The organism is Novosphingobium album (ex Liu et al. 2023), assembly GCF_029076845.1.
GTDB lineage: Bacteria > Pseudomonadota > Alphaproteobacteria > Sphingomonadales > Sphingomonadaceae > Novosphingobium.
This window is the reverse complement of record NZ_JARESE010000044.1, coordinates 86,278-109,299: the sequence shown is the minus strand read 5'-3', so window position 1 is coordinate 109,299 and position 23,022 is coordinate 86,278. Positions and strand designations below refer to the sequence as shown.

At 66.9% G+C, this 23,022-nt stretch carries 21 protein-coding genes and 1 other RNA gene; 15 read left to right on the top strand and 7 right to left on the bottom strand.

Features of this window, described 5'->3' with window-relative positions:
• Positions 1–98 precede the first annotated feature (98 nt).
• Entirely contained in the window at positions 99–1,043 is a 945-nt protein-coding gene (locus PYV00_RS13195) for an RluA family pseudouridine synthase (RefSeq protein WP_275228733.1), read from the bottom strand.
• 18 nt (positions 1,044–1,061) lie between these two features.
• Between PYV00_RS13195 and PYV00_RS13190 the strand changes: the two genes are divergently transcribed.
• The 4 genes from PYV00_RS13190 (at position 1,062) to rnpB (ending at position 3,359) form a co-directional block, all read left to right on the top strand.
• Positions 1,062–1,457: a M67 family metallopeptidase gene (locus PYV00_RS13190; protein WP_275228732.1), complete on the top strand. Its 396-nt coding sequence runs from the start codon at positions 1,062–1,064 to the stop codon at positions 1,455–1,457.
• Between the two features lie 88 nt (positions 1,458–1,545).
• Positions 1,546–2,187, top strand: coding sequence for a histidine phosphotransferase family protein (locus PYV00_RS13185; RefSeq protein ID WP_275228731.1), 642 nt, complete (start codon positions 1,546–1,548; stop codon positions 2,185–2,187).
• A gap of 23 nt (positions 2,188–2,210) precedes the next feature.
• Positions 2,211–2,915, top strand: coding sequence for an N-acetylmuramoyl-L-alanine amidase (locus PYV00_RS13180; RefSeq protein WP_275228730.1), 705 nt, complete (start codon positions 2,211–2,213; stop codon positions 2,913–2,915).
• An 8-nt stretch (positions 2,916–2,923) separates the two neighbouring features.
• Positions 2,924–3,359: RNase P RNA component class A (rnpB, locus tag PYV00_RS13175), an RNA gene on the top strand.
• A gap of 109 nt (positions 3,360–3,468) precedes the next feature.
• Here rnpB and PYV00_RS13170 read toward each other — a convergent pair.
• A complete protein-coding gene (locus PYV00_RS13170; protein WP_275228729.1) occupies positions 3,469–4,260 on the bottom strand; it encodes a metallophosphoesterase family protein in 792 nt (263 codons plus the stop codon).
• Positions 4,261–4,523: 263 nt separating this feature from the next.
• Here PYV00_RS13170 and PYV00_RS13165 point away from each other — a divergent pair, with 263 nt between their 5' ends.
• The gene (locus PYV00_RS13165; RefSeq protein WP_275228728.1) at positions 4,524–5,273 is read left to right on the top strand and encodes a TorF family putative porin; all 750 of its coding nucleotides are present in this window, start codon (positions 4,524–4,526) and stop codon (positions 5,271–5,273) included.
• A gap of 218 nt (positions 5,274–5,491) precedes the next feature.
• Here PYV00_RS13165 and PYV00_RS13160 read toward each other — a convergent pair whose 3' ends face one another.
• Complete coding sequence (locus PYV00_RS13160; protein ID WP_275228727.1) at positions 5,492–6,250, bottom strand: SIMPL domain-containing protein; 759 nt, start codon at positions 6,248–6,250, stop codon at positions 5,492–5,494.
• A 101-nt stretch (positions 6,251–6,351) separates the two neighbouring features.
• On the opposite strand from PYV00_RS13160, the gene PYV00_RS13155 reads away from it, so the two are divergent.
• Positions 6,352–6,771 (top strand): VOC family protein, encoded by a 420-nt coding sequence (locus tag PYV00_RS13155; RefSeq protein ID WP_275228726.1) that lies wholly within the window; start codon positions 6,352–6,354, stop codon positions 6,769–6,771.
• Positions 6,772–6,786: 15 nt separating this feature from the next.
• On the opposite strand, the gene nhaA is transcribed toward PYV00_RS13155, so the two are convergent.
• Entirely contained in the window at positions 6,787–7,977 is a 1,191-nt protein-coding gene (gene nhaA, locus PYV00_RS13150; RefSeq protein WP_275228724.1) for a Na+/H+ antiporter NhaA, read from the bottom strand.
• Between the two features lie 96 nt (positions 7,978–8,073).
• Between nhaA and PYV00_RS13145 the strand changes: the two genes are divergently transcribed.
• The 5 genes from PYV00_RS13145 (at position 8,074) to PYV00_RS13125 (ending at position 14,215) form a co-directional block, all read left to right on the top strand.
• Positions 8,074–9,507 carry a glycosyl transferase family protein gene (locus PYV00_RS13145; RefSeq protein ID WP_342803815.1) on the top strand — a complete coding sequence of 478 codons (1,434 nt, stop codon included), beginning with the start codon at positions 8,074–8,076 and terminating at the stop codon, positions 9,505–9,507.
• A complete protein-coding gene (locus tag PYV00_RS13140; protein ID WP_275228723.1) occupies positions 9,504–10,640 on the top strand; it encodes a hypothetical protein in 1,137 nt (378 codons plus the stop codon). Before PYV00_RS13145 ends, PYV00_RS13140 begins: the two co-directional genes overlap by 4 nt.
• Before the next feature lie 59 nt (positions 10,641–10,699).
• Complete coding sequence (locus PYV00_RS13135; RefSeq protein WP_275228722.1) at positions 10,700–11,614, top strand: sulfite exporter TauE/SafE family protein; 915 nt, start codon at positions 10,700–10,702, stop codon at positions 11,612–11,614.
• Complete coding sequence (locus tag PYV00_RS13130; protein WP_275228721.1) at positions 11,611–12,363, top strand: TIGR02186 family protein; 753 nt, start codon at positions 11,611–11,613, stop codon at positions 12,361–12,363. The genes PYV00_RS13135 and PYV00_RS13130 overlap by 4 nt, the downstream gene beginning before the upstream one ends.
• A 175-nt stretch (positions 12,364–12,538) precedes the next feature.
• Positions 12,539–14,215, top strand: coding sequence for an ATP-binding protein (locus PYV00_RS13125; protein WP_428981635.1), 1,677 nt, complete (start codon positions 12,539–12,541; stop codon positions 14,213–14,215).
• A 54-nt stretch (positions 14,216–14,269) separates the two neighbouring features.
• On the opposite strand, the gene PYV00_RS13120 is transcribed toward PYV00_RS13125, so the two are convergent.
• The 3 genes from PYV00_RS13120 to PYV00_RS13110 are packed head-to-tail and all read right to left on the bottom strand — an operon-like array spanning position 14,270 to position 19,342.
• Entirely contained in the window at positions 14,270–15,706 is a 1,437-nt protein-coding gene (locus PYV00_RS13120) for an MATE family efflux transporter (RefSeq protein ID WP_275228719.1), read from the bottom strand.
• Entirely contained in the window at positions 15,703–16,437 is a 735-nt protein-coding gene (locus PYV00_RS13115; RefSeq protein WP_275228718.1) for a 7-carboxy-7-deazaguanine synthase QueE, read from the bottom strand. Before PYV00_RS13115 ends, PYV00_RS13120 begins: the two co-directional genes overlap by 4 nt.
• Positions 16,438–16,480: 43 nt before the next feature.
• Positions 16,481–19,342: a valine--tRNA ligase gene (locus PYV00_RS13110; RefSeq protein ID WP_275228717.1), complete on the bottom strand. Its 2,862-nt coding sequence runs from the start codon at positions 19,340–19,342 to the stop codon at positions 16,481–16,483.
• 134 nt (positions 19,343–19,476) lie between these two features.
• Between PYV00_RS13110 and PYV00_RS13105 the strand changes: the two genes are divergently transcribed.
• Genes PYV00_RS13105 through PYV00_RS13090 form a run of 4 tightly spaced genes read left to right on the top strand, consistent with a single transcriptional unit; the run spans position 19,477 to position 23,017 of the window.
• Positions 19,477–20,592 (top strand): ABC transporter permease, encoded by a 1,116-nt coding sequence (locus tag PYV00_RS13105; RefSeq protein WP_275228716.1) that lies wholly within the window; start codon positions 19,477–19,479, stop codon positions 20,590–20,592.
• Complete coding sequence (locus tag PYV00_RS13100) at positions 20,589–21,419, top strand: ABC transporter ATP-binding protein (protein WP_275228715.1); 831 nt, start codon at positions 20,589–20,591, stop codon at positions 21,417–21,419. The genes PYV00_RS13105 and PYV00_RS13100 overlap by 4 nt, the downstream gene beginning before the upstream one ends.
• A 9-nt stretch (positions 21,420–21,428) precedes the next feature.
• Positions 21,429–22,367, top strand: coding sequence for an MlaD family protein (locus tag PYV00_RS13095; RefSeq protein ID WP_275228714.1), 939 nt, complete (start codon positions 21,429–21,431; stop codon positions 22,365–22,367).
• Positions 22,368–22,417: 50 nt separating this feature from the next.
• The gene (locus tag PYV00_RS13090) at positions 22,418–23,017 is read left to right on the top strand and encodes an ABC-type transport auxiliary lipoprotein family protein (RefSeq protein WP_275228713.1); all 600 of its coding nucleotides are present in this window, start codon (positions 22,418–22,420) and stop codon (positions 23,015–23,017) included.
• Positions 23,018–23,022: the final 5 nt, after the last annotated feature.

Sequence of the window (23,022 nt, the reverse complement as noted above, 5' to 3'; positions counted from 1 at the left end):
GTGTCTTTCTTCCTTTTCATCGTCGACCGACGGTTGAAGACCCTTGCTAGGCGTCTTACCTTGTGGCCACTTGTTTAATATAGCACATATTTCCGATTTCAGTGTCGCAAATCGTCAATCAGCAGACTCATGTCGACGGGCAACTTGCTGACGAAATGGACCTTCTCCTGATAAACGGGATGGACGAAGCCGAGTTCCGCGGCGTGGAGCGCCTGGCGAAAAAAATCGTGCCGCTGAAGGATGGGCCTGAGCGCCGGAGGAGTGCGTCCATAGATCGGATCTCCCAATAGCGCATGGCCGATTGACGACATGTGAACGCGCACCTGGTGCGTGCGTCCGGTCTCCAGCCGGCATTCGACCAGCGCGGCACCCTGGAGAAGTTCCAGCGTGCGGTAATGCGTGACCGCGTGCTTGCCCCGGCCATCGGTGACGATGGCCATTTTCTTGCGGTTGGTGCTCGACCGGGCGATCGCTCCTTCGATCCGGCCCGCTGCCGGCCGGGGATGCCCGGATACCACCGCGCGATAGGAGCGTTCGATCGAATGATCGGCGAACTGCCGGGCCAGCCCTTCGTGCGCCCGGTCAGTCTTGGCGACCACGAGCAGCCCCGAGGTGTCCTTGTCGATCCGGTGGACGATGCCTGGCCGGGCCACGCCGCCGATTCCCGAAAGCTGCCCCCGGCAGTGATGCAGCAGGGCGTTGACCAGCGTACCGTCCAGATTGCCGGCGGCCGGATGGACCACAAGGCCGGCCGGCTTGTCGATGATGATCAGCTCGGGGTCTTCGTGGACGATGACCAGCGGAATGTCCTGCGCGCGCGCTTCGGCCGGCACGGCTTGGGGAACCGAGATGGCGAAAGGCGATCCGGGCGGCGGCTTGAACGATGCCTGGCCGACGATCACGCCCGATATGGCGATGCGCCCTTCTTTTATCAAAGCCTTGATCCGCTCACGCGAAAGGCCCGATGCGTCCGACAGCACTTTGTCGATGCGCCCGGCGTCCTGGCCGGTCACGCCTTCGATAACGGTTTCGTTCGGCCCCATTGCCGGTAGGATTTGGGCATGGATATCGCAGTGACAAGTGGCGCGATCGCAACACTGTTGGCCGAAGCGGCCGGCACCGCCCCGGAGGAATGCTGCGGGCTGCTGCTGGGCGCGGGCGGGCGGATCGATTCGGCCATGCCCGCGCGCAATGTCTCGCCCCGGCCGCTGATCCGGTTCGAGATTGATCCGGCGGCGCTGCTGGCCGCGCACAAGGCGGCGCGGGGCGGCGGGCCGCAAGTGATCGGCTATTACCATTCGCACCCCACGGGCCATCCCGTGCCTTCGCCGACCGATTGCGAACATTCCACTGGTGATTTGCGCATCTGGGCGATCATCGCCGGCGGGCAGGTTGCTTTCTGGCAAGATAGCGAAGATGGTTTCTTGCGCCTTTGCTATCGCCTCGACGACGGCTAGGGGCTGGCCGACAGAATCGTCCGATGGGAGCGGGGAGCATCGGCCGGCAAGCGAAAATGCCTGAAATGACGAACGGAATCGCCCAATCATGACGACAAGCTCGCTCGAACTCGCCAGCCTGCTGTGCTCGCGGCTGTGCCACGACATGCTCAGTCCTGTCGGCGCGCTGACCAACGGGCTGGAGCTGCTGGCCGACGAGAAAGACCCGGTGATGCGCCAGCGCTGCTTCGAGCTGCTGGAACAGAGCGCGCGGATCTCGGCCGACAAGCTCAAGTTCTTCCGGCTGGCGTTCGGCGCGGCGGGCGGCTTTGGCGAGCTTGTGCCGGTGAACGAGGCGCGCGTGCTGGTCGATGCGCTGGTGGCGAACAATGCGCGGATCGCCGTCACCTGGACATTGCCGAGCGACGCGCTGCCCAAACCCGCGGTCAAGACGCTGCTCAACTTCGCGCTGATCGGGATCGACGCGCTGCCGCGCGGCGGCACGCTGGAACTGGCTGCGGAACTGCGGCAGGGCACCAGCGAGATCGTCGTGCGCGCCAGCGGCACGCGCATCGCCTTTGATGGCGATATCGGCCGCGCGCTCGACGGGTCGTTGCCCGAAAGCGAGCTGAGCAGCCGCACCGCGCCGGCCGCGATGCTGGCGCAGCTGGCGGCCAGTCTGGGCGGCGAGCTGCAATATGCGCTGGGCGAGGGCGCGCTGGTGCTGGGCGCGGTGCTCCCCGGAGCCTGACGCGGGAAGGAACGGGCAAGACGATGAACCGCTGGCTGGTCAATCGGGTCGTCGAATCGCCGAACTGGAACGAGCGGGCGGCGCCGGTCTCGATGGTCGTGCTGCACTATACCGGAATGCCCACTGCCGAGGACGCGCTGGCGCGGCTGTGCGATCCCGAGGCGAAAGTCTCGGCTCACTACATGATCGACGAGGATGGCCTCGTCACCAATCTGGTGCCCGAGGACAAGCGCGCCTGGCACGCCGGGCGGTCCTATTGGCGCGGGATCACCGATGTCAATTCGGCCAGCATCGGCATCGAGCTGGTCAATCCGGGGCACGAATTCGGCTATCGCCCCTTTCCCGAACCGCAGATGGACGCGCTGCTGCCGCTGCTGGCCGACATGATGGACCGGCACGATATCCCGCGCGCCAACGTGGTCGGCCATTCGGACATCGCGCCCGCGCGCAAGCAGGACCCCGGCGAGTATTTTGACTGGGGGCGGCTGGGCGAACTGGGCCTGGCGCTGGAGATTCCGCCGGCGAAGATGAACCTGTTCTATGACAATCCGGGCGCCTTCTACCTCGCGCTCGAACGTTTCGGCTATGACATCACCGACGGGCGCGCGGTGGTGCGCGCCTTCCAGCGGCGCTGGCGGCCGGAAATCATCGACGGCGAGATCGACGGCGAGATCGGTGGCATCCTGTTCGAACTCCTGTTGGAGCGCGATATCGGGCGTGCTAGATAGTCCGTTCGCCGGGGAGCCGGGCAGCCGCGTCGTCCATCATGGATGCCGAGGAAAGTCCGGGCTCCACGAAACGAGGGTGGCGGGTAACGCCCGCCCGGCGACTTGCGCGCAAGCGCGGGGAAGCCGAGGGAAAGTGCCACAGAAAGCAGACCGCCGATCGCTCGGCCCGGGCTTGTCCCGGGTTAGGGCGAGGCAAGGGTGAAAGGGTGCGGCAAGAGCGCACCGCGCGACCGGTAACGGAAGCGGCATGGCAAACCCCACCCGGAGCAAGACCGAATAGGGGCTGCGCGCCGCAAGGCGGGTCGGTTTCGGACCCAGGCAGCCCGGGTTGGTCGCTGGAGCGGCGCGGCAACGCGCCGCCTAGAGGAATGGCTGCCCTTGCGGGAACGGTCCTTCGGGATACCGCCCGCAAGACAGAACCCGGCTTACAGGCTCCCCGGCGTATTCAGGGCCCAAGCGGGCCGGATTTCACGAAATGGACGGGGCACGGCCAGCGGCCAGAAGCCGCCTGACGGGAAGGCTCACGCGCGAATCCCCCTTCGTTCACGACCTTTCAGGCCGCGCGCGCCACCGTCTCGATCGCGCCGCTGTCCTCGCTGGTCTGGATCAGCCAGCGGTCGCGGCCTTCCAGGCCGAGCGCGGTCAGGCACCCGCTCATGAAGGCGCCGGTATCGATGCCGATGCGGTTGGCCAGGACTTCAGGCTCCCCGGTCACGGTGTGGCCGTGCACCACCATGACGCCGTGCTGCCCCGGATGGCTGAGGAACGGCTCGCGAATCCAGCGGCAATCGTGTGGCGCCTGCTTGTCCAGCGGCTCGTCGGGCCGGATGCCGGCGTGGACGAAAAGGTAATCGCCCACCAGGATCATCTGCTCGAACGATCGCAGGAAGGCCAGGTCCGCGCGCGGGACGGCGGCGAACATCATTTTCTGTGCCTGTTCCAGGTCGGCGGCCATGAACGCCTCGGGATCAACGCCATAGGACAGCACCGTCTCGGTGCCGCCATTGCGCAGGAAGTTGCGGAACGCGGCCAGCTTGTCGAAGCTGGAAAGGAACATCTCCTCGTGGTTGCCGGCGATATAGCGGACCTTGCGTTCCCTGGCCCATTCGCGCGCGGCGGCCACCACGGTGGCGCTTTCCGGTCCGCGATCGATCAGGTCACCCAGGAAGATCACGGTCGTGTCCGCAGGGCCACGCCGGGCGTCGTCGCGGTCGATCGCGCGACCGATCTCCACCAGCAGGTCGAGCCGCCCGTGAATGTCACCGATCGCATAGACGCGTTCGCCCGGAGGGATCGCGGCGATCGGCGTGGGCTGCTCGCGCCTGAAGAAGTTGCGTAAGTTCATAAGTTTAGCTTGCTGCATCGCAGTATAGTCACCCTCCGGTTGCACCACAAGACATTGTCCTGCGATGAACGAGGCGGGCGGCGTGGCAAAAAGTCCACACCTGTGACCAGCTCTCGCGGCGCGCCGGATTTTTTTCTTGTGCAATGCAACAGGAAAATGCAGCAATTTTGTCGCAGCCGACTATCGCGCGCGAACAAAGAATGCGCGGAGCGGGGCATTGCAGGTGGGACGAGGCAGTAAAAAAACATGTGAGGGAAATCATCATGCTTACGTCCATCCGCGGTCTCGTGGCCGCCTCGCTTTTTGCCGCTACGGCCCTCGCCACCGCAACGCCTGCCCTGGCCGACGATGAACCGGCGAGCGAAATCACCGTGACCGGCAATGTCGCGCTCACCACCGATTACCGTTTCCGTGGCGTCTCGCTCTCGGCCGGCGATCCGGCCATCCAGGGCGGCATCACGGTGACGCACGCCAGCGGCTTCTATGTCGGCACCTGGTCGTCCTCGATCGCCAGCAGCGACGTTTACGGCGGGCAGGAGCTTGACCTGTTCGGCGGCTGGTCCGGCGAAGTGGCTTCGGGCCTGACGGTCGACGCCGGCCTGCTGTACTACGTCTATCCGGGCGGCCATGTCGGCGACGCCAACTACTTCGAGCCCTACGCCTCGATCGCGGGCGCGGTCGGCCCGGCCAAGGTCAAGGTCGGCGTGGCTTACGCCTGGGACCAGAACTCGCTGGGTGATGACGACAACCTTTATGTCTACTCGAACCTCGATGTCGGCATTCCCAATACGCCGCTGACCGTTTCGGCGCACCTTGGCTACACCGACGGCGTGCTGGCTCCGGCGATCCTCGCCGGCGGCACCGACGACAGCGGCATCGACTGGTCGATCGGCGCTTCGGCGACCCTGTTCGGCCCGCTCTCGCTCGGCGTCTCGTACATCGGCGTCGATGGCCCCAGCGTCGATGGTCTGACCGACGACGCCGTGGTCGCCACGCTCACCGCCAGCTTCTGATCCTTCCGATCGGAACGGCATGACAAAAAGGGCCCGTCCGGTTTGTCCGGGCGGGCCCTTTTGCTGGGCGTTCAGGTGTTTCACGGCCTTGCCCGATCCTCACCTTGTTGGGGAGGCGACCGCGCGCAGCGCTGACGGAGGGGTGTTCCCGCCGGCGGCGATACCCCTCCGCCACTTGGGGAAGGGCACCTTTGTGCGCGGGCTTTGCCGCCGGATGCTCAGCGCAAGTAGAAGTCCACGGTCGTGACCACGCGCACCTTCTTGTAAGGCGAGGATGACGCGCCCCATTCGCCGCCATTGCTGTCGCCATCGCGCGCGTCGATCGAGAAATAGCCCTGCGTCGCGCTCTTGATCGTGCCCACCGACGTGCCGCTGTCCTTGGCGAACTGCTCGGCGGCGGCGCGCGCGTCCCTGGTGGCGGCTGCCACCATGTCGGGCTTGATGTCGTTGAGCCGGGTGTAGGTATAGGCCATGCCCGATCCGTCTTCGAGCATCACGCCCCGGCGCACCAGTTCAAACTGGCGCCGCACCGCGTCCTGCGCGCGCTTGATGTCGTTGGTGCGCAGGCTCATGCGCTGGCGCACGGTGAAGGTCTGCACGCCGTCATTGGTGTATTGCGACACGTTCACGCCGGTCGGCTGCAGCGAATCCGCCGGAAAGCCCAACTCGCGGAAGAAATCGCGGATCGCGGTGGTATCGTGATCAACCTCGGCCTGCGCGGTGGCGAGGTCGCTGGCATTGGCCGAATAGGCGATCGTCCAGGTGGCCAGGTCGGCGGTCACGTCGCGCTCGGCCAGGCCCCGCACGGTCACTGCCCGGTCCGCCTCGCGCGCGCGCAACAGGCCGTCGCCCAGCAGATAGCCGCCCAGGACGATGCCGATGGCCAGCACGCCCGCGCTCGCCAGCCAGCGGCGCGTCAGCGGATCGGCGAAAAAGGAGGTGGAGCGGGCAGGCTCTTCCGGGCTAGGATCGGACATCGCGGGTTCTCCCTGTTGGAACTTTGCGGAAATCTGCCTGCTTCGGGTTGTACCCGCGATGAACCGTTTTGTGCAAGCGATGAGTTGAGGGAATCGAGCCAGTGACGAAGTATCTCCACACCATGATCCGCGTGACCGATCCCGAAGCGACGATCCGCTTCTTCGAACTGATCGGCCTTGGCGAAGTGCGGCGGATGGACAACGAGAAGGGGCGCTTCACGCTCATCTTCCTGGCCGCGCCGGGGCAGGAAGGCATCGCCGAAGTCGAGCTGACGCACAACTGGGACCCCGAAGACTATGCCGGCGGGCGCAATTTCGGCCACCTGGCCTTTCAGGTCGAGAATATCTACGAGACCTGCGCCCGCCTGATGGCCGCGGGCGTGACGATCAACCGCCCGCCACGCGACGGGCACATGGCCTTCGTCCGCACGCCCGACGGGATCTCGGTCGAACTGCTGCAGAACGGCCAGTTGCCGCCACAGGAGCCCTGGGCGAGCCTGCCCAACATCGGTAGCTGGTAAGAAGTTCGGCGATGCTCAGGCCGGCCGGTAACTCGCCAGCCTGAGGATCGCATAGCCCAGCAGCGAGGACAGCAGCGAGCCGATCAGCACGCCAAGCTTGGCTTCCTCGATCAGCGCCGGGTGGGCGGGGAAGGCAAGCGCGCCGATGAACAGGCTCATGGTAAAGCCGATGCCGCACAGCACGGCCATGCCCCAAAGCTGCGTCCAGCTCGTCCCCGCCGGCCGGGGCGCGAAGCCGATGCGATCGGCAATCACCAGCGCGGCGAAGATGCCGGCCTGCTTGCCGACGAACAGGCCGAGCGCGATGCCCAGCGGCACCGGATCGGTCAGGCCGTCAACGCCGATCCCGGCCAGCGCCACGCCGGCATTGGCAAAGCCGAACAGCGGCACGATCAGGAAGCTGTTCCACGGCACCAGCGCATGTTCCAGCCGCAGCAACATGCTGTCGCCCCGCCGGCCGATCCTGAGCGGGATGGTAAAGGCGAAGACGACGCCGGCGATCGTCGCGTGGATGCCCGAATTGAGCACGCAGAACCACAGCGTCAGGCCCAGCGCGATGAACAGCGGATAGCTCCGCACCCCGCGCCGGTTCGCCGCGATCAGCGCGGCGAGCACCAGCAGCGCCGCGATGCCCCAGGCAAGGTCGATCTGCGCGGTGTAGAACAGCGCGATGATCGCCACCGCGCCCAGATCATCGACGATCGCCACGGTCAGCAGGAACAGCCGCAGCGAAGCGGGCACGCGCTTGCCCAAGAGGCCCAGCACGCCCACGGCAAAGGCGATGTCGGTCGCGGCCGGGATGGCCCAGCCGCGCTGCACGGGCCCATTGCTGCCCGCGACCAGCAGATAGACCAGCGCGGGCGCGGCCATGCCGGCGGCGGCGGCCATCACCGGCAGGCGGCGGCGCTTTGCGTTGGACAGTTCGCCGTCCAGGATCTCGCGCTTGATCTCCAGCCCGACGACGAAGAAGAACACCGCCATCAGCCCGTCGTTGATCCACAAGTGCAGCGTGTCGAGCCGGGCGATCGGCGTCCAGCCCCAGGCATCGTGGAACAGGTCGTGATAGTCGTGCTGCAGCGGTGAATTGGCCGCCAGGATCGCGGCGGCGGCGGCGGCGATCAGGATGATGCCGCCGGCGGCCTCACCCCCCAGCATCCGGTTCAGCGCGCTGGCCAGCCGGTTGGCGAAATGACGGCGTGAGGGCATGGCACCCCTTTCGTCCAACCGTTCCCGAGTTGCAAGGCAAGTCGAAACCCCATAGGCTTTTTCCCATTGCCGCAATCCGGGCGCGCGGGGGGCTTTGTGGGGGCGCATGAAGCGCTGGGGCAATTGCTGATTGCCCTGCAGATGATCGAGCACGAGCTGCTGCTTTTCGCGGCCTTCTGGTTCGTGCTCGGCGCGATCGACGAAACCGTGATCGACGGGATCTGGCTGGCCTTGCGGCTGACCGGGCGCACGCGCGAGCCGCGCGTGCCACGGGCGGCGCGCACGCGCCCGCTGTCCGGCCGCGCCGCCGTGCTGGTGCCTGCCTGGAACGAGGCGGACGTGATCGGCCATATGATCGCGCACACCCTGCGCGCCTGGCCACGGCGCGAATGGACGCTTTATGTCGGCTGCTATGCCAACGATCCGGCGACGACCGCGGCGGCCATGGCGGCCGCGGCCGACGATCCGCGCGTGCGCATCGTGATCCACGCGCAATCGGGGCCGACGACCAAGGCCGATTGCCTCAACCGGCTCTACGCCGCGCTTTGCGCCGACGAGGCGCGCGGCCGGTTCCGCTATGCGAGCATCGTCCTGCACGACGCGGAAGACATGGTGCACCCCTGCGCGCTGGCGACGATCGACGAGGCGCTGCGCGATGTCGAGTTCGTGCAACTGCCGGTCCGGCCCGAACCGCAGCCGGCATCGCCCTGGGTCGCGGGCCACTATGCCGACGAGTTCGCCGAAGCGCACGCCAAGACGCTGGTGGTGAGGGACGCGCTGGGCGCGGGGTTGCCGGCGGCCGGCGTTGGCTGCGGCTTCTCGCGCGAGACGATGGCGCTGCTGGCGCGAAAGCGCATCGCGCAAGGGGAAGACGGACCCTTCGCCACCGGATCGCTCACCGAGGATTACGAGCTGGGCCTGCAAGTCTCGCACGATGGTGCCCGCGCGCGCTTCGTCCGCTGCCGCGACGAGGCCGGCGCGCTGATCGCGACGCGCGCGTTCTTTCCCGCCCGGTTCGACGAATCGGTGCGGCAGAAGACGCGCTGGATCCACGGCATCGCGCTGCAGGGCTGGGACCGGCTGGGCTGGCGGGGCGGGCTGATCGACTTGTGGATGAAGCTGCGCGATCGGCGGGGGCCGCTGATGGCGCTGGTGCTGGCCACGGCTTACGCGCTGCTGGTGATCGAGGCGCTGCTCGCGCTGTTCCGGCTGGCCGGCTGGCAGGGGCATGTCGCGGTCTCGCCCGTGCTGGCGCTGATGGTCACGGTCTGCCTGGTCAGCCTGATCTGGCGCATGGTCTGGCGCGCGGCCTTCACTGCCAGCGAATACGGGCTGGCCGAAGGATTGCGTTCGGTCCCGCGCACGATCGTGGCCAATACCATCGCGATCATCGCCGGGCGGCGCGCGCTGTTCGCTTACGTGCGCACACTGCGCGGCGCCGGCGTCGCCTGGGACAAGACGCGCCACCGCGATCACCCGGCGGCCGGGGGCTCAGGCGAAGGACTGGCGCGCGAAGGGCTGGCGCCATGAACGGCGCACGCGGCTATCGCGGCCGGCCGCTGGTCGCGCTGGTGATCATGATGGGCGCGTGGATCGGCCTGCGCGTCGCCAACTGGGAAGCCCCGCCGGGCTTCGCGCAGGGTGATGCCTTCGCGCGCGAAGCCGATCCCACCGCGCTGGCCGTGGGGCCCGGTGCCGGCCGCGCCGGGGCCTATGCCGCCGGGCGCCTGTTCGGGCCGCAATCCTTTCCCGGCGCGGCCTATGGCATTGCGGTGGCGGGGCCTACGGTGGCTTTCGTGCCGGGGCCGGTGCGCGAACGGCGCGTGATCGTGCGCGAAATCGTGGTGCGCGATGCCTGGAGCCGCTTTGCCGCCGATCCGGCGCGTGAATGGCCCGGGCTTGTCGCTGGCACCGCCGCGCCGCCACCCGGCGGCCCTGGCGCGCCGCCCTTTCCCGAAGCCGCGCCGATCCGCCCGATGCGTGCCGGACTGGCCCGGACCGGGCCCGATCGCTGGTCGATCGACGCCTGGATGCTCTGGCGGCGCGGGTCCGACACGGCGCTGGCATCGGGCATCTATCCCGCGACGTATGGCGCCAGCCAGGCGGGCGGCATCCTGCGCTATCGCCTCGCGCCGGACGACCCGCATCGCCCGGCCGCCTATCTGCGCACCACCAGCACGCTGGCCGGCCTTGCCGAAACCTCCGCCGCGCTGGGCCTGGCCGCGCGGCCGTTCCCCGCCGTTCCGGTGGTCGCCGCGCTTGAGGCGCGCGTGACCGAGCAGGCCGGATCGCGCCGGGTCCAGCCGGTCGCCATGGCCGTGACCGAACTGGCCCCGTTCGCGCTGCCATCGGGCTTTCGCGCCGAGTTCTACGGGCAGGGCGGCTATGTCGGCGGCAAGTATGCGACGCCGTTCGCCGATGGCCAGTTGCGCGTCGATCGCTCGTTCATGACCATCGGGCCGGCCGAGGCAAGGCTGGGGGCCGGGGCCTGGGCCGGCGCGCAGAAAGGCGCCTCGCGGCTCGACATCGGGCCCGGCGCGACGCTGGGAATGCCGATCAGGGGCACCGGATCGGCCAAGGTGGGGCTCGACTGGCGGATTCGCGTGGGCGGCAATGCCGCGCCGGCCTCCGGCCCGGCGCTGACGGTGTCGGCCGGTTTCTGAGGAAAGGGTCGCGACACGGCTTTCCACGCAAGGCGCGGTAGGGTAGCCACGTCAGCCAGATGGACGTCTATCTTCCGATCGCAAACCTGTCGGTGAACGGACTGGTCATCGTCGGCCTCGGCGTGCTGACGGGGCTGCTTTCGGGCATGTTCGGGGTGGGCGGCGGCTTTCTCACCACCCCCTTGCTGATCTTCTATGGCGTGCCGCCCACCGTGGCCGCCGCCTCGGCCGCCAGCCAGGTGACGGGGGCCAGCGTTTCGGGCGTTTTCGCGCATTACCGGCGCGGCGGGGTCGATTTCCAGATGGGCTCGGTCATGGTCGCGGGCGGCATCATCGGCACGGCCATCGGCGCGGTGTTGTTCAGCCTGCTCGAACGGCTTGGCCAGATCGATACGGTGATCAATATCCTCTACGTCGTCCTGCTCGGCTCGATCGGCGGGCTGATGGCGCGTGAGAGCATCGTGTCGATCCGGGCCGAGCGCACCGGCATGCCGATCGCCGCGCGCAAGCGCCGGCACCACCCGCTGGTCGCCAGCCTGCCGATGCGCTGGCGCTTCTATCGTTCGGGGCTCTACATCTCGCCGCTGGCGCCGCTGCTGCTGGGCGTGGCGACCGGCATCCTGACCATGCTGATGGGCATTGGCGGCGGCTTCGTGCTGGTGCCGGCGATGCTCTATATCCTGGGCATGAGCGCCAATGTCGTGGTCGGCACTTCGCTTTACCAGATCCTGTTCGTAACCATGGCGACGACGATGATGCACGCGCTCACCACCAAGGCGGTGGACATCGTGCTGGCGGGGCTGCTGCTGTTCGGATCGGTCACGGGCGCGCAGCTTGGCGCGCAGTTCGCCCAGAAGGCGAGCCCGGTGAAGCTGCGGCTGGTGCTGGCGGTGATCGTGCTGCTGGTGGCGCTGCGGCTGGCGCTGGGGCTGGGCTACAAGCCCGACGAGATCTACACGGTGGCGCCGCTGTGAAGGCGGTGCTGGCGATCATCGCCCTGCTGCTGCTGACGGGCGCGCGCGATCCGATCCTGGTGCCCGAAGTCTCGCAGCACGAAGTCCAGCTTCGCCAGGGCTTCACGGGCACCGAACTGCTGCTGTTCGGCGCGATCCTCAGTCCTGACGGCACGCGCGCGGCGCACGATTACGATATCGTCGTGGTGCTCAAGGGGCCGACCCAGTCCATCATCCTGCGCGAAAAGCAGAAGATCGCCGGCATGTGGATCAATGCCGACAGCACCGAGCTGCGTTCGGCGCCATCGTACTACGCGCTGGCTTCGACCCGGCCGATCGCCGGCATCGTCGATGACAAGACCGCGGCGATCTATGAACTGGGCCTCAAATGGCTGCAACTCTCGCCGATCGGCGCGATCGACCCGGCGGAACAGCAGCGCTTCGCCGATGGGCTGGTCGATCTCAACACGCGCAACGGGCTGTACCGGCAGGACGAAGGCAGCGTGAAGGTGAGCGAGCAGGTGCTGTACCAGGCGCGCATCGCACTGCCCTCGCGCGTGCCGATCGGCACGTATACGGCGGAGACTTTCGCCATCTCCAAGGGGCGGGTGGTCGCTTCGGCCAGCAGCACGGTGGAAGTGCGCAAGCTGGGCATCGAACGCGCCATCGCCGATTTCGCCGAGAACAATTCGGTGGCTTATGGCCTGCTGGCGGTCGCGCTCTCGATCCTGATGGGCTGGCTGGCCGGGCGCATCTTCGCCCTGATCTGAGGGTTTGTCTGGAGGTGTGCCCATCGGGGTCTGTTTGGAAATGCGCGGAAAAGCGCATTTCGAAGCGGTACCGGCCCGCTCCCCCACCCGCTCTTAGCCCAAAATTAACCGCACGATGATTAGCTCATGCAAACCATGACGCTGCGTTTACTGGTGATTGATGTCCGAATTGCGCATGAATGAATTTCACAACGCACGTCCGGCTCATGCCGATGAACTCGGCGCCGAACGCGGCGTGGCGCAAGTGGACAACGCGCGCGAGCCGATCGGTGTCGTGCTGGAAATCGCCGGCTCTGGCAGCCGGATCGCGCTGGATATCACGCGGCTGACCGAATGTTCCACCGATCCCGATCCCTCGGTCGTGCTGTCCGGCCAGGTCGGCAGCCAGATCAAGGTGCGCGTGGGCAATGGCTGGCTGTTGGCCAGCGTGCGCAGCCAGAAGCAGGATTCGCGCACGCCGGGCGGCATCCTGGCCTCGGTCGATTTCCTTGGCGAGGGCGAGGAGGAGCGGCTGACCGGCCGGATCCACGCGTTCCGCCGGGGCGTGACGATGTATCCGATCCCCGGCGCGCTGGTCTATCCGGCGACGAGCGAGGACTTGCGCCAGATCTATGCCAGCGACGGGCGATCGGTGATCCAGATCGGCCATGTCCACCCCACCAAGGACATCCGCGCGGGCCTTTACGTCGATTCGCTGCTGGGCAAGCACTTCGCGCTGCTGGGATCGACCGGCACGGGCAAATCGACCAGCGCCGCGCTGATCCTGCACCGTATCTGCGAGGCTTCCACCGAAGGCCACGTGGTGATGATCGATCCGCACGGCGAATATGGCGCCGCGTTCCGCAACACAGGCGTGATCCTTGACGTCACCAACCTGCAGATGCCCTACTGGCTGATGAACCTGGAGGAGCATTGCGAGGTCTTCCTCACCTCGCGCGGGAACGACCGCCAGGAGGACGCCGAAATCCTTGCCAAGTGCCTGCTGGAAGCGCGCCAGCGCAACCGGCTGGCCGAGCAGATGGGCAAGATCACGGTCGATGCGCCGATCCCCTATCTGCTGTCAGACCTCACCACGATCATCAGCAACGAGATGGGCAAGCTCGACAAGGGCCGCACCAGCGCGCCCTACTTGCGCATCAAGAACAAGATCGACGAACTGAAGGGCGATCCGCGCTATCAGTTCATGTTCTCGGGAATGCTGGTCGGCGATACGATGGCCGAATTCCTCGCCAAGATCTTCCGCCTGCCTTCGCGCGGCCGGCCGATCTCGATCATCGACGTTTCGGGCGTGCCTTCGGACGTGACCACCACCGTGGTCGCGGTGCTGAGCCGGCTGGTGTTCGATTTCGCCGTCTGGGCGCGCGAGGAAAAGACCCGGCCGATCCTGCTGGTGTGCGAGGAAGCGCACCGTTACGTGCCCAACGAGAAGAACGCCGATGGTTCCTCGGTCGGCCGCGTGCTCTCGCGCATCGCCAAGGAAGGCCGCAAGTACGGCATTTCGCTGGGCCTGATCACCCAGCGCCCGTCGGACCTGGCCGAAGGCGTGCTTTCGCAATGCGGCACGATCATCGCCATGCGCCTTAACAACGAGCGCGATCAGGCCTTCGTGCGCGCGGCCATGCCCGAAGGCGCGCGCGGCTTCCTCGATTCGATTCCGGCGCTGAGGAACCGGGAGTGCATCATCTGCGGCGAGGGCGTTTCGATCCCGATCCGCGTCTCGTTCGACGAGCTGGAGGAATTCAAGCGCCCGGCTTCGGAAGATCCCTCGTTCAGCGCGCTGTGGAAGAACAGCGGCGGCGAGGAGGAAATGGTGCTGCGCACGGTCCAGCGCTGGCGCGCGCAAGGCCGCTGAGGGGTGGTTGGTTTAAAAGCGCATTTCGTTGCGGCACCAGCCCGCTCCCCGATTTCAGGCGCCGCCGCGAACGGGCGATAGTCCCTCGCGCCGGGTCCAGGCATAGGCGGCCCAGCTCAGCAGCATGGCGACGATCGAGCCGGCCGGAAAGGCCCACCACACCGCGTCGGCGCCGATCCGGGGATAGGCCAGCGCATAGAAGCCCAGCCGCGCGCCATATAGCGATGCGCCCAGCACCAGCAGCGGCACGATGACCACGCCATAGGCGCGCATCGTGCCCACCAGGATCATCGTCGCGCCGGTCAGCACGAAGGACCAGGTGCAGATCAGCTGGATATGCCGGGCCAGCGGGATCGCCGGGCTCTCTCCGCCCAGGAACAGCGCCAGCAGCGGCCGGTCGAACACCACCAGCAGCAGCGCCAGCAGGCCGGTCATCACCAGGTTGCTGGTGACGCCATACGTCGTGATCGTGCCCACGCGGTGGTGATTGCCCGCGCCGATGTTCTGCGCCACCATCGCGCTCACGCCCGAACCGATGGCCAGCGCCGGCATCTGCAGATAGTTCCACAATTGCAGCGACGTGCCGTAAGCGGCGGCGGCGATCAGCCCTTCGCGATTGACCAGCCCGATCATCACCAGCCCGGCCGAGGCGATCAGCAGCATCTGCGCGCCCATCGGAATGCCCTTGGTGACGACGTAGCGCAGTTCGTCGCTGCGCGGGATAAGATAGCCCAGCTCGGCGCCGCGCAGCCGCAAGGCCAGATCCTTGCGGTAGATCACCACGATCATCGCGGCCGCGCCGATGAAGTTGGCGATGGCGGTGGCGATCGCCGATCCGGCGATGCCCAGCGAGGGGATCGGCCCCGCGCCCAGGATCAGCAGCGGATTGAGCGCGACGTCGAGCAGCACCGTCAGGATCATGGCGTAAAGCGGGGTGTGCGAATCGCCCGTGCCGCGCATCCCCATCGACACCATGATCGAGATCGTGCCGAACGGCATCGTCACGAAGATCACGCGCAGATAGGCCAGCGCTTCGGCCAGGCTCGCCTCCGGGGTTGAGAGGGCGTGCAGCAGCGCGGGCGCGAAGAACCAGCCGGCCACCCCGGTCAGGACCGCGATGCCGGTGCAAAAGCCCAGGCCGGTGCCGAACGTGCCACGGGCGGCGGCGACATCGCCCGCGCCGAAATGATGGCCGACGCGCACCGTGGTCGCCATGCCGAAGCCGAAGACGGCGGAGAACAGCAGGAACATCACCGTGTTGGCATTGGCCGTGGCCGCCAGCGCGCTTTCGCCGATCAGCCGCCCGACCCAGATCGCGTTGACCGAGCCGTTGAGTGTCTGGATGACGTTGGAGATCAGCATCGGGATCGAGAAGAGCAGCAAGGTCTTCAGGATCGGCCCCTGCGTCAGGTCGCCGCGCATGGCGGGCCGCCGGGCCGGCTCGGGCTCGGGGCTGGCCGCGTGGGCGGGCAGGGGCGTGGCTTCGGTCATGTTCCTCTGGTGTCGCCCCATAAGTGGATGTGCAAGCGATCGGTGAAATTCAGGCCGTGATGTGAGCAGATATCCGCCAGCCATCGCCCCCGCGTGCGCAACGTCTCGCTGTCGCGCCCCTCGGGCATCAGGAAGATGCGCTCGCCGCCAATCGCGTGGTCGCGTTGCAGGGCGATGACGTCGGCGACATGGTCCGGCTCGGCGATCACGAACTTGAACCAGGCGCGCGGATCGGCCGCCCAGGCCGCCAGCCGCTCGGGCGGCAACGCCAGATCGGCCGGATTGCCGCTGTGCGCCAGCTTGGGGCTGACGTTGAACTGGTGCACCAGCGGATCGAGCGCGGGGTGCGGCGCGACCGTGCCGTTGGTCTCGATCTCGATGTGCATCGGCGGCAAGTGCCCGATCATGCGGGCCAGCGCGGCGCCTTGCAGCAGGGGCTCGCCGCCGGTGATGACCAGGCGCCGCTGGCCCAGCAGGGCGATCCGCGCGGCGGCATCGGCTTCGTCCAGCGTGACCTGGTTGGCCTGCCGCGCGAAGCTTTCGCCATCGCGGTGCGGCCGGTTGTCGCCCTCGAACCGCCAAGTGTAGGCCGTGTCGCACCACAGGCAAGCCAGATTGCAGCGCGACAGGCGGATGAACGTGCAGGGCCGCCCGGCCGATACGCCTTCGCCTTGCAGCGAGGCGAAGATCTCCGGCTCGCCCGGCGCTGTGGTGGCCAGCGTCAGCGGCACGCGAAATCCTCCCCGCGCCGGGGAGGATCGGGAGCGCCGGTGCTCACCCCAGCCGGGCCAGCGCGGCGGCGAGGCGTTCGGCCTCGGCCGCGTGCTGCGCATGGTCGGCGCGGGCCTTTTCCACCGCCTCGGGCTTGGCCTTTTCGACGAAGGCCGGGTTTTCCAGCCGCCTGGCCAGCGAATCGCGTTCCTTTTCGGACACCGCCTTCGCCTTTTCCAGCCGGCTCTTTTCGGCGGCGATGTCGATCACGCCTTCCAGCGGGATCGCCAGCGTGGCGTCACCCGCGCCCACTTGCATCGCCGCGCCCGCCGGGGCGGCTTCGAAGCGGATCGCGTCGAGCCGCGCCAGCCGGTCGATCGCGGCGCCGTTGCGCCCGATGATCGCGCGTGTCGCGTCCGAGGGATCGGCGAGGTAGGCGGTCAGCCGCGCGCCCGGCGCGATGCCGAGTTCCGCCTTGGCGCCGCGCAGGCTGCCGACCAGCGCGATCAGCCATTCGACTTCCGCCTTGGCCCCGGCATCGACCGCCGCGCCTGGCGCGGGCCATTGCGCGGTAATCAGTGGATGGGCCGGCCGATCGCCCATCTTCGACCACAGTTCCTCGGTGACGAACGGCATGAACGGGTGGAGCATGACCAGGATCTGGTCGAGCACCCAGCCGGCCACCGCCCTGGTCTCGGCATCGAACTGGCCCTTGATGAGTTCGATGTACCAGTCGCAGAACTGGTCCCAGACGAAGTGGTAGATCGCGTTCGCCGCCGCGTCGAAGCGCAGGTCGGCCATGGCTTTGTCGAGTTCGGCCAGCGTCTCGACGACTTCGCCGATGATCCATTTGTTGACCGCGCTGGTGGCGGCTGGCGCTGCGACTGACGTGCTCGCGCCGATGCCATTGCTCTGGCAGAAGCGCGCCGCGTTCCACAGCTTGGTGGCGAAGTTGCGGTATCCCTCGACCCGCTTCTCGTCCATCTTCACGTCGCGGCCCTGGCTTTCCATGGCGGCCATGAAGAAGCGCAGCGCGTCGGCGCCGTACTGGTCGATCAGGCCCAGCGGATCGACCACGTTGCCCTTGGATTTCGACATCTTCTGGCCATCGGCGGCGCGCACCAGCCCATGCAGGTAGAGCCGCTTCCACGGCACGTCCTGCATGAAGTGGATGCCCTGCATCGCCATGCGCGCATCCCAGAAGAACAGGATGTCGAAGCCGGAGATCAGCAGGTCGTTGGGGTAGTGCTTCTTCAGCAGTTTGCTCTCGTCCGGCCAGCCGAGCGTGGCGAACGGCCAGAGCGCGGAGGAGAACCAGGTGTCGAGGACGTCCTCGTCGCGGGTGAGCGGATATGTCCACCGATCGACCGAGGCTAGAGATGGTTCGTTGTCAACGCCGTCAGCCTCCACGATAACTTTTGCATTGGCGAACATGGGATTACCGCTCGCCTTAAGTTCATCGAGATACGCTTGCGCAAGACCAATGGCTTCGGCTTCGGTTTCCGCGACAAACGCTCTCATTCCGATCGAGGTCGCGCGGTTTGCGGTGGCCTTAAATGCGACGCCATACCAAGCCGGAATCCGGTGCCCCCACCACAACTGGCGGCTGACGCACCACGGCTGGATGTTCTCCATCCAGTTGAAGAAGGTCTTTTCCCAGGTCTTCGGCACGATCTCGATCGCGCCCGAGCGGACCGCCTCCATCGGCGGGCCGGCGAGGGTCTTGGCATCGACGTACCACTGGTCGGTCAGCCACGGTTCGATCACCACGCCGCCGCGGTCGCCGAACGGCGTCTGGATCGTGCGCGGCTCGGCCTCGTGCGCGTGGCCTTCCTTGTCGATGTGGGGGATGAGGAAGCCCAGGTCGTTCATCATCTCGACCACGCGCTTGCGCGCCTCGAAACGGTCCATGCCGAGGAATTCGGCCGGGATCAGCCCGTCCGCCGTCTGCACCACCTTCGCTTCGGCATCGAGCATGTTGAGCATGTCCGCCGGCTTGAACCCGGCGCGCTTACCCACTTCGAAGTCGTTGAAATCGTGGCCCGGCGTGATCTTCACCGCGCCCGATCCCAGCGTGGGGTCGGCGTGCTCGTCGGCGATGATGGGGATCTCGCGGCCCGTGATCGGCAGTGTCACCGTGGCCCCGCGCGTGACGAGCGCGGCATAGCGTTCGTCGCCGGGATGCACCGCCACGGCCATGTCGGCCAGCATCGTCTCGGGCCGGGTGGTCGCCACCGTGATATGGCCCGATCCGTCGCTCAGCGGATACTTGAAGTGCCAGAAATGGCCGTTGACCTCGCGCGTCTCGACCTCAAGGTCCGAAATCGCGGTCTTGAGCTTGGGGTCCCAGTTCACCAGCCGCTTGTCGCGGTAGATCAGCCCCTGGTTGTAGAGATCGACGAACACCTTCACCACCGCCCTGGTGAAATGCGGGTCCATGGTGAACTGCCCGTCATTGTTCGGAGAATTCAGGCTCCAGTCCATCGAGCAGCCCAGCCGGCGGAGCTGGCGCGTGATCGTGCCGCCGCTTTCGGCCTTCCATTCCCAGACCTTGTCGATGAACTGTTCGCGCGTGTAATTGGTGCGCTTGTCCTGATGCTGCTCAAGCTGGCGCTCCACCACCATCTGCGTGGCGATGCCGGCATGGTCGGTGCCCACCACCCACAGCGCGTCCTTGCCGCGCAGCCGTTCGTAGCGGATGATGACATCCTGCAGCGTATTGTCCAGCGCGTGGCCGATATGCAGCGATCCGGTCACGTTCGGGGGCGGATTGACGATGGTGAACGGCACGGCATCGGGCCGATCGGGCCGGAACAGCCCGTTCGTTTCCCAGAACGTGTACCATCGCGCCTCGATCGCGGCGGGATCGAAGGTCTTGTCCAGCGTGGTGCCGGGCGCGCTTTGTGCGGCTTGGGTCTCGGTCATGGCGCCGCGCTTTGCCAGTGCCCGGCATTCTGCGCAAGACTGGCCGCGCAAGGCCGCCCGTGCAAGGCCCGCTGCCGGCGGGCGCGGGCGTACCCCTTGCCGGACGGGGCATTTTCGCCCATGACCATGCTGCAATGCGCGAATGGGCTGACTACACGCTCGGACCGAGTGAGAACGGCGGCGGCGCGACACTTGCGCTGCACGGGCCGTTGCGGGTTCATTCGCTGGGCAATATCGACACCCGGCTGGCGGCGGTCGACGCGGACGTTGCCCGGCTCGATCTGTCCGCCGTCACCGATATCGACACCACCGGCGCCTGGCTGGTCCGCCGCTTCGCCGAAGAGCGCGGGGCCGAGATCGTCGGCGCGAGCGAGCAGGCGCGCCGGCTGCTGCGGGCGATCGGCAAAGTGGCGGAAACCGATGCCGAGCCCGAACCCCGGCCGAACCTGATCGTGCGCACGCTGGCCGAAGTGGGCGATCTGATGATCAACTGGGGGCGCGGCTTCCTCAATTCGCTGTCGTTCCTGGGCACGCTGATCGTCACGTTCGGCGCGATCGTGCGGCATCCCTCGCGCTTCCGGTGGACCGCGACGGTCCACCACATGCAGTATGTCGGCATCAACTCGCTGTGGATCGTCGGGCTGATGAGCTTCCTGATCGGCATCGTCATTGCCCAGCAGGGCGCGGTGCAGCTTCAGCAGTTCGGCGCGGAAATCTACACGATCAACCTCACCGGCCGGCTGGCCATGCGCGAGCTGGGCATCCTGATGACCGCGATCATGGTCGCGGGCCGGTCCGGCTCGGCCTTCGCCGCGCAGATCGGCACGATGAAGCTGACCGAGGAAGTCGATGCCATGCGCACGATCGGCGTCTCGCCGATGGAAACGCTGGTGGTGCCGCGTGTGGTCGCCTCGATGCTGATGCTGCCGCTGCTGGGCTTCTATTCGGCGGTGATCGCGATCGTGGGCGGTGCGTTCATCTCCAACTTCGCGCTCGATATCCCGTTCTTCACCTTCCTCCAGCGCACGCAGGAAGTCGTGCCGCTGACCGATGTCTGGGTGGGCGTGGTCAAGGCGCCGGTCTTCGCGCTCGTGGTGGCGCTGGCGGGCTGCTACCAGGGGATGCAGGTCAAGTCGAACGCGGAGGAGGTGGGCTTGCGCACCACGCAGGCCGTCGTCACCGCGATCTTCACCGTGATCGTGCTCGATGCCTTCTTCGCGGTGTTCTTCACCGAGATCGGCTGGTCATGAGCGCGAGCGAGGATTTCCCGATCGTGGTCGAGGGGCTGACCAACGCCTTCGGTTCCTATGTCGTGCACGAAAACCTCTCGCTGAAGGTGCGGCGGGGCGAGATTCTCGGCGTGGTTGGCGGATCGGGCACGGGCAAGTCGGTGCTGATGCGATCGATCATCGGGCTGCAACGGCCCGTGACCGGGGAGATCACCGTGCTGGGCCACGCCATGGCCGAGGCGCAGGGCTGGGGCGAGATCGACATCCGCTCGCGCTGGGGCGTGCTGTTCCAGGGCGGTGCGCTGTTTTCGACGCTGACCGTGGGCGAGAACGTGGAAGTGCCGCTCAAGCAGTTCAATCCCGAGATTCCCGACGCGCTGCGCCAGGAGATCGCCCGCTTCAAGGTGCAGCTTTCCGGCCTGCCCGAAGAGGCGGCGTTCAAGTACCCTTCCGAGCTTTCCGGCGGCATGAGGAAGCGCGCCGGCCTGGCCCGCGCGCTGGCGCTCGATCCCGAGCTGCTGTTCCTGGACGAGCCGACCGCCGGGCTCGATCCCATCGCCGCCGCCGCGTTCGACAAGCTGACGCGGGAACTCAAGGAAACGCTGGGACTTACCGTCTTTCTGATTACGCATGATCTCGATACGCTTTACGAAATCTGCGATCGGGTGGCAGTGCTGGCGGACAGGCAAGTGATCGCGGTCGGAACGATCCCCGAATTGCTCGCGCTCGATCATCCGTGGATACAGGAATACTTCAATGGCCCGCGCGGGCGCGCGGCCAGGGAAACGAAGGACCGGCAGCTCACGCGTGAGGGAGCCATGGACAAGCCCGACAAGGCAGGGGCATAGATCGAAGCGATGGAAACACGGGCAAATCATGTGTGGGTGGGGGCGATCACGCTGCTGCTGATGGCCTTGCTTGCCGCCTTCGTCGTGTGGATCGCCCGCCTGAACGAAGGCGCGCAGAACCAATACGATATCTTCTTCAAGCAATCGGTCGATGGATTGGCGAAAGGATCGGAAGTCGCTTACGCCGGCGTGCCGGTGGGCCAGATCTCGGTGATTGAGCTGTGGCCCAAGGATCCCGGCTTCGTGCGCGTGCGGATCAAGGTGGACAAGAAAGTGCCGATCACCATCGGCACCACCGCGACGATCCAGGGCAGCTTTACCGGCGTTTCCGACATCCAGCTGGAAGGCGCGGCCAAGGGCGCGCCGCTGCTGACCGAGCCGGGCCCCGAGGGCGTTCCGGTGATCCCAACCAAGCGCGGCGGATTGGGCGAGCTGCTGGCCAATGCCCCGCTGCTGCTGGAACGGCTGGCGACGCTGACCGAGAACCTCAACCTGCTGCTGTCGGAAGACAACCGCAAGTCGATCACCGGCATCCTGCGCAATACCGACCGGGTGACGCAGGATCTGGCCGCCGCCAGCCCGCAGATCCGGGGCACCATGGCCGAATTGCAGAAATCGCTGGCGCAGGCGACGCAGACGCTGGCCGCCTTCGAAGGGGTTGCCGGCAAGGCCGACGCGCTGCTGGGGGATGAGGGCAGCTCGCTTGCCATCCAGTTGCGCCAGACGCTGGCCGCGGCGCAGAAGGCGATGGACAAGCTCGACACCACGCTCGACACCGCGCAGCCGGCGCTGAAACAGGTTTCGGAAACCACGCTGCCCGCCGCCGAAGCCGCGATCCGCGATCTGCGCGCGACCAGCAAGGCCTTGCGCAACGTGACCGAGAAGATCGACGAGCAGGGCGCGGGCGCGCTGTTCAAGGGGCAGAAGCTGCCGGACTACAAGCCATGATTCACTTGGCCATGATTCACTCGGCCATGAAAAAGGGAGGCGCAAGCGTCATGCCACGCACGATCGGCTGGAAAAGCGCTGCTTTCGCGGTCGCTTGCCTCACGCTGGCGGGCTGCGTCAGCCTGGGCGGCAAGACGCCCGACCTGCTGCTGCGCCTGACGGCGGAAAACCGGGCCGATGCCGGCACCGAAAGCGGCGGCAGGCTTGCGGATGCGATCGTGGTCTATGATCCGGCCGCCGATCGCCGGCTGGACGTGCTGCGCGTGCCGGTGCAGGTGGATGCCTCCTCCGTCGCCTATCTCAAGGATGCCTCGTGGGTGGAAAAGCCCGCGCGCCAGTTTCGCGGGCTGCTGGCCGAAACCTTGCGCGCGAAAAGCCAGCGGCTGGTGGTCGAAGGCGGCGATGTCGAGGTTTCGGGCAAGCCGCAGACGCTGGGCGGCCGCCTGCTCGACATGGGCTATGACGCGCGCGACCAGAGCGTGATCGTCCGCTTCGACGCGGTGCTGGAGGCGGGCGACGGTATGTCGCGGATCAAGCGTTTCGAAGCACGCGTGCCGGGCGTCGCGGCCGAAGCGGCGGCGGTCGGCCCGGCGCTGAACCGCGCGGCGAACGACGTCGCGGTGCAAGTCGCCGCCTGGGTCGCGCCCTGACCGTC